The 6,871-nt window shown below is 50.1% G+C and carries 7 protein-coding genes; all 7 read left to right on the top strand.

Annotated elements, in window-relative coordinates:
- Positions 1–66 precede the first annotated feature (66 nt).
- On the top strand, positions 67–660 hold the full coding sequence (locus PHU49_07150) for a Maf family protein (GenBank protein MDD5243779.1): 594 nt from the start codon (positions 67–69) through the stop codon (positions 658–660).
- A 95-nt stretch (positions 661–755) separates the two neighbouring features.
- Positions 756–1,427: a YggS family pyridoxal phosphate-dependent enzyme gene (locus PHU49_07155; GenBank protein ID MDD5243780.1), complete on the top strand. Its 672-nt coding sequence runs from the start codon at positions 756–758 to the stop codon at positions 1,425–1,427.
- Positions 1,424–2,797, top strand: coding sequence for an argininosuccinate lyase (gene argH, locus PHU49_07160; protein MDD5243781.1), 1,374 nt, complete (start codon positions 1,424–1,426; stop codon positions 2,795–2,797). Before PHU49_07155 ends, argH begins: the two co-directional genes overlap by 4 nt.
- Positions 2,769–3,767, top strand: a complete 999-nt coding sequence (locus PHU49_07165) for a hypothetical protein (GenBank protein ID MDD5243782.1) — start codon at positions 2,769–2,771, stop codon at positions 3,765–3,767. Before argH ends, PHU49_07165 begins: the two co-directional genes overlap by 29 nt.
- A 69-nt stretch (positions 3,768–3,836) precedes the next feature.
- A complete protein-coding gene (gene lysA, locus PHU49_07170) occupies positions 3,837–5,096 on the top strand; it encodes a diaminopimelate decarboxylase (GenBank protein MDD5243783.1) in 1,260 nt (419 codons plus the stop codon).
- Between the two features lie 4 nt (positions 5,097–5,100).
- Positions 5,101–5,916: a diaminopimelate epimerase gene (gene dapF / locus PHU49_07175; GenBank protein MDD5243784.1), complete on the top strand. Its 816-nt coding sequence runs from the start codon at positions 5,101–5,103 to the stop codon at positions 5,914–5,916.
- 71 nt (positions 5,917–5,987) lie between these two features.
- Positions 5,988–6,871: 4-hydroxy-tetrahydrodipicolinate synthase (gene dapA / locus PHU49_07180; protein MDD5243785.1), on the top strand; the 884-nt coding region annotated here is incomplete at its 3' end.

Below are 6,871 nucleotides of genomic sequence, written 5' to 3' on the forward strand. Positions count from 1 at the left end.
TATTTAACTTGAAATTGTTTGGCATATCGGATAATTTTCTATGCTACAATATTAAGGATAGGGATAATGATGTTTCATATAAAGGAAGGGGATTCGATAATTCTGGCGAGCGAGTCAACGCGGAGGGTGGACATCCTGCGGACACTGGGCGTGTCTTTTGCCATCATACCGCCCGATATCGATGAGTCGAGAAAAAAGGATGAGCCTCCGAAGGAATATGTCCTGAGGGTTTCCCATGAAAAGGCACATAAGGTAGGGAGTCATTTCCCGGACAAGTGGGTCATTGCGGCCGATACCGTTGTTGTTTACAAGAACAAGATACTCGGTAAGCCAATGAACGAGAAAGAGGCCTTCAATATGCTGAAAACCCTGAGTGGAAAATGGCATAAGGTCATAACGGGTTTTTGCGTCCTCAACCTTTCGAAAAATATTACCTACCGCGACGCAGTGGAGACGAAGGTATTTGTAAGAGACCTCTATGACGAGGAGATTAAACGATATATCAAGACATCGGAGCCGCTTGATAAGGCCGGTTCGTATGCGGTGCAGGGCAGGGGCGGGTACATGGTGAAAGAGATAAAAGGCTCGTACACAAACGTTGTGGGTCTCCCGATCTGCGAGATCGCCGAAGCCCTCCTCTCTCTGGGCATCCTCTCATGACCTTAATGCAGTTCGGAGTTGAAGGTTCTGGGTTTATAGAATAGAAATTGAACATTGTACGAAGATAATCTCTTCGCTGAGTTGACCGGTTGATTATGAGCAGCATTAAAGAGTCTCTTTACGCAGTGAAAGAACGCATAACAGATGCCTGTCGCCGCGCCGGACGGTCATCTGAAGAAGTACGATTAATAGGGGTTACGAAAAGGGTTGGTACAGAGAAGATTGAAGCTGCCATTGAATGTGGTCTCCGTGATTTTGGTGAAAATTATATCCAGGAGGCACAAAAAAAGATCGAAGAGATCGCCGGGGATGTATCCTGGCATATGATCGGGCATATTCAGTCCAATAAGATGAAATATATCCCGAAACTTTTTGACTGCGTACATTCGATCGACAGGTGGGATATCCTTGAGGGACTTGAACGATATGGAAAACCGATAGACGTGCTCTTCGAGGTTAATGTTGCCGGAGAGGACTCAAAGCACGGCACAGGGGTGGATGGCGTGCGGAGGATGCTTGAGAAAACGAAGACATTAACGTATGTGAAACCTATCGGGTTGATGACCATGGCGCCCTTTGTTGATAACCCCGAAGAGATACGGTGGGTCTTTGCACGGTTACGGGAGACCCTGAAGAAGATGAATGACGAATTCGGACTGACGATGAGAGAGCTTTCGATGGGGATGTCTTCGGATTTTGAGGTGGCTATTGAAGAAGGTGCAACGATGGTGCGTATAGGCACCGCAATATTCGGTGAGCGACTATGAAACCATGGGGCGGCAGGTTTAAAGGGAAGACAGACCCTCTCCTTGAGAGGTTCAGCGCGTCCATCGATTTTGACTGGGCGCTCTACCGGTATGATATCGAGGGGAGCAAGGCTCATGCGGAGATGCTCCGGAAGATCGGCGTCCTGAGCAAAAAAGAGGTGAAAGATATTGTGACTGCCCTTGGTGAGATACAGAAAGAGATAGAGATGGGCATATTCACATTCTCCGATGGCCTCGAAGATATCCATATGCACATAGAGGCGCGTCTTATAGAGAAGACGGGCGATGCGGGGAAAAAACTCCATACGGGCCGGAGCAGGAACGATCAGGTCTCGCTTGACATGAGGATGTACCTGAAGGACCGGTTGAAGGACATTGAGGGAAACCTCGTGGCGCTCCTTAAGAACCTTGTTCAAAAGGCAGAAAAAGAGAAAACGGCGATCATGCCGGGTTATACCCACATGCAGAGGGCGCAGGTAGTGACCTTCTCGCATTATCTCATGGCATATTACTATATGTTCAAGAGGGACCGGGAACGGATGCAAAACATTCTGCAAGGGATTAATGTCATGCCATTGGGGAGCGGCGCCCTTGCAGGTTCCACGATGCCTCTCGACAGGGAGTTTGTCAGGAAGAAGCTCGGCTTTGCAAGGGTTTCGGAGAACAGCATGGACTCTGTCTCCGACAGGGATTTTGTCGTTGATGCGATCTACGGGGTCGCCATGATCATGATGCACCTGAGCAGGTTATCGGAGGACCTTATCATCTTCTCGTCCAATGAGGTTGCATTTGTAGTGTTACCGGACGCGCTCTGTACGGGAAGCAGTTTGATGCCGCACAAGAAAAACCCCGATGCACTGGAGCTGATCCGCGGCAAAACCTCCCGGGTTATCGGCGACCTGTTCAGCATCTTTGCGATTCTGAAGGGTTTACCGATGACGTATAACAGGGACCTCCAGGAGGATAAAGAGCCCTTGTTCCATGCAACGGAGACAGCGAAAGATGCCCTCGCTGTAATGGTACTCTGTATAGCCGGGGTGAAGATCGACAGGAAGCGGATGGAGCGCGCGGTGAGCGAAAGCTTCATGCCTGCCGTTGAGATGGCAGAGTATCTGACGCTCAGGGGTGTCCCGTTCAGAGAGGCACACGGCGTTGTGGGGAGGCTTGTGAGGGATTGCGAGGAGAAGGGGAAGACATTCAAAAACCTGACGGTCGGCATGCTGAAAAGGTACTCGCCGCTCTTTGAAAAGGATGTTTTTGCCTGTATCGACCCGCAGACCATTCTGACAAACAGGAAAACAGAGGGGGCAGCTTCTTTTAAGGAAGTAGAGAGACAGATCAATGCTGAAAAAATATATTGTAATCGTTAGTGTCATCCTGCTGGTCGTTATCTCCGCATGCGGTAAGAAAGGTGACCCAATGCCCAGGGAACTGCCTGTGCCTAAAGGGATCAACGACCTCTCGGGGGCAGTGAAAGATGGGGTCCTTTTTCTCTCTTTCTCAAACCCGGTGCTCAACACGGATACTGCGGAAGCGAAAGATCTCGGTGGCTTCAGGGTATTGAAAACCTGCGGCTCCTGCATTGCGGGAACATTCGAACCTTTCAAAGATATACGCCTTGATGAGAACAAAGGGTATGCCCTGTACAACAACAGGATCTATATATATGACGAGGATCTTACGAACGGATTGCAGTATTCCTATAAGGTGCATCCATATACAAAACGGGGTACCCTCGGGGACGCATCGAATGTCTTCACGATCAAATGGGAAACACCACCTGACTTGCCGAGGAACGTCTCCGCGAAAGAAGATGACGGGAGGGTAGAGTTCTCCTGGTCAAGGGAGAAAGGCTTTCTCTATAATGTATATCGCTACGAAAACGGCGCATACCCTCTTTTCCCCCTGAACAAAAATCCCCTTGCAGTTTCTCTCTATGCTGATTCGGGACTGGAGAACGGGAAAAGGTACCTCTATGAAGTACGGAAGGTCAGGGTACAAGGCGGAGTGCAGTGGGAGGGTGAGGGGGTCAAGCTGGATGTTGTGCCAAAGGACAAAACACCACCTGCAGTGCCCCTTGACATGAAGGCAGAACGAAAAGGCAACACGGTTGTGATAACCTGGAAGGAGTCTCCCGACAAGGACCTTGCCGGATATAACGTATACAGGATCGGCACGGGGACAGCAAAAAGATTAAACACGGAGCTTGCGAAGGACACTTCGTTTATCGACGCGGTGGTGCCTGATCTGCGATATGTTTCGTACTATGTAACGTCCGTCGATACGTCGGGCAACGAAAGCGGACAATCAAGGGAATTGGTGGTGATCCTGAGAGAATAACAAGGATTCAGAAGCCAGGAGACAGAATGCAGGGGATAGGGCTGAATAAAAGGAGCAAGAATTAGGATTATGCATTTCTTTAAACATAAAAAAGGCCAACTGTACTGTGAAAAGGTACCCGTGGCAGAGATCGCCGGTGCCGTCGGTACACCCTTCTACGTATATAGTTACCGGACTTTTGAGAGACATTTCCGTGTTTTTAACGATGCGTTTAAGAAGATACCCCATATTACGTGCTATTCCTGTAAGGCAAACGCGAGCAGTGCAATCCTGACGATGACGGCAAGGTTCGGCGGCGGCGCCGATATCGTCTCCGGAGGAGAGCTCTACAAGGCCCTTCGTGCCGGGATTCCGGCGAACAGGATAGTATTTTCCGGTGCAGGCAAGACGGAGGAGGAACTGCGATCCGCAATCAAGGCCGGTATCCTCATGGTCAATATCGAGTCTGAGGGAGAGTTGCAGACTGTCTCGCGATTGGCGCGGACCCTGAAAAAAGACGTACCCGTATCAATACGGGTGAACCCCGAGATTGACCCCAGGACCCATCCGTACATAACGACAGGACTGAAGAAGAACAAATTCGGCGTGCTGTGGAAAGATGCCCGCAGGCTTTACAGGGAGATGAAAAAGGAGCGGTTCCTTGTTCCGGTAGGCATATCGTCCCATATAGGTTCCCAGATACTTAAGCTTTCACCCTTTGTTGATGCGGTGCGGTCTTTGAAGTCAATGATCCGGCAACTGAAAGAGGACGGCATATTGGTCCGGATGGTCGATATCGGCGGAGGGCTGGGAATAACCTACAAGGATGAGCTGCCGCCACACCCCGAAGAGTATGCCGGCGTGATGGAGAGGGAACTGGAAGGGATGGGGCTTATGCTCATACTTGAGCCCGGCAGGGTGCTTGTAGGGAACAGCGGGGTCTTCGTCACAAAACTCCTGTATATCAAGAAGATACCGGGAAAGACCTTCTACATCGTCGATGGAGCTATGAACGACCTTGTGAGGCCCGCCTTCTATGGCGCGTACCATGAGATAGTGCCTGTGAAAGAAGAAAAAGGCGATGCCGTGAAGGTAGATGTTGTCGGTCCTGTTTGTGAGTCAGGTGATTTTTTTGCGAAAGACCGTTCAATAGCACCCATCAAAACCGGAGGCCTCCTTGCTATTCTCGGTGCCGGTGCATACGGTTTTTCCATGTCTTCGAACTATAATGCCAGGAGACGGGTTGCCGAAGTACTTGTAAAGGACAGGGAATTCTATGTTATAAGGAAGAGAGAGACCCTCAGGGATTTGATGAGGGGTGAGTCTGTACCACACTTTCTGGAGGTATGAATCAGTGGCTGAATTAGAATTTTACAAAATGAGCGCCAGCGGCAATGACTTTATTCTCATCGATAACCGTGACGGCAAGGTATACAAGAGATTCAGGAACATTACAGAGTTTATAAAAAAGATAAGCAGGCAGCACCATTCGGTCGGCGCCGACGGTGTCATATTGATCGAAGCCGCAAGGGAAAATAATAATTTCAGCTGGAGGTTTTTTAATGCCGACGGCTCAGAGGCGGAGATGTGCGGCAATGGCGGAAGGTGCGCCGCCCGTTTTGCCAATATGAAAGGCATCGCAGCAGAGAAGATGGCATTTGAGACAATGGCCGGCATCATCAAGGCAGAGGTCAGGGGCGCGAAGGTGAAGCTCCAGCTCACCACCCCCAGGGATCTGAAGCTCGATTACCCGGTCAAGCTTGAGGACAAAGAGATCTTCATCAACAGCGTCGATACAGGGGTGCCCCACGCCGTCCTCGTGGTGAAGGATATTGATTACATCTCGGTAAATGAACTGGGGAGCTCAATACGATACCATAAGATGTTCGGCAAAAAGGGGACGAACGTGAATTTTGTTGAGATTATCGACAGGGAAAACGTAAAGCTGAGGACCTATGAGAGAGGCGTTGAAGGAGAAACCTACGCATGCGGGACAGGCGCAGTCGCCTCCGTGGTTATCCTTACCAGCAAGTCCCAGGTGGAGAGCCCGGTCAATGTCCATACGCGGGGCGGAGAGGTCCTGAAGATTTACATAAACGAAGAGGTCTATCTCGAAGGTGACACAAAGATCATATACGTTGGAAAGCTGCACGAAGAGGCATTGATGTGATTACAGTCTTCGGCAGACAGCATTTAGGTTAAGCTGATCGCTGAAGACCGATTTAACAGGAAGGAGTGAATATGGACTTAGCGGGTGTTTTCACTGCCCTGGTGACACCTTTCAAAAACGGAAAGGTTGATGAAGATGCATTGAAAGACCTTATCGGGTTCCAGCTGCAAGGGGATGTCGATGGTCTTGTACCCTGCGGGACGACAGGAGAGGCGCCTACGCTTTCTTATGAAGAACATGAGAGGGTGATCGAATTGACGGTGAAGTATGCCGGGGGTTCGGTACCTGTCATTGCAGGAACAGGCTCTAACAGCACGAAAGAAGCGATAGAACTGACGGAAAGCGCCAAAAGGCTCGGAGCCGACGCATGCCTTCTCACGACACCTTACTACAACAAGCCCACACAGGAAGGCCTTTACCGGCATTACAAAGAGATCGCCGAAGCAGTGGATATACCGCTCGTACTTTACAACATACCCGGCAGGACGGGCATCAACATGGCCCCCGAGACGATTAAAAGGGTCGCCGAGATCCCTAATATTGTCGGCATCAAGGAGGCTTCGGGATCCCTTGTCCAGGTCTCCGAGATATACAGGTTGACCGGAGGGAGATTCACGATATTCTCCGGTGATGATAATATCTTCCTGCCGATGATGAGCGTCGGCGCGGTTGGTGTCATATCGGTTATCTCGAACATCATGCCGAAGGAATTGAAAGAACTTTACAGGGCATTTGCGGAAGAAGAGGATATAAAGAAGGCGAGAGACCTGCACACAAGACTTATGCCGCTTTTCCAGGGGATGTTCATCGAGACCAACCCGATCCCGGTCAAGGAGGCCCTCTATTATATGGGTATGATCGAGAAGGAATTCAGATTGCCGTTGTGCCCGCTTTCAGACGCGAACAGCAGATACCTGAAGGGGTTGTTGAAGGAATACGGACTGCTGAGGAGAGA

This window comes from Syntrophorhabdaceae bacterium, from assembly GCA_028713955.1.
GTDB lineage: Bacteria > Desulfobacterota > Syntrophorhabdia > Syntrophorhabdales > Syntrophorhabdaceae > UBA5609.

Coding starts and splice junctions, on each gene's coding strand:
- PHU49_07150 (MDD5243779.1), top strand. CDS start 67: ATGATGTTTCATATAAAGGAAGGGGATTCGATAATTCTGGCGAGCGAG.
- PHU49_07155 (MDD5243780.1), top strand. CDS start 756: ATGAGCAGCATTAAAGAGTCTCTTTACGCAGTGAAAGAACGCATAACA.
- argH (MDD5243781.1), top strand. CDS start 1,424: ATGAAACCATGGGGCGGCAGGTTTAAAGGGAAGACAGACCCTCTCCTT.
- PHU49_07165 (MDD5243782.1), top strand. CDS start 2,769: ATGCTGAAAAAATATATTGTAATCGTTAGTGTCATCCTGCTGGTCGTT.
- lysA (MDD5243783.1), top strand. CDS start 3,837: ATGCATTTCTTTAAACATAAAAAAGGCCAACTGTACTGTGAAAAGGTA.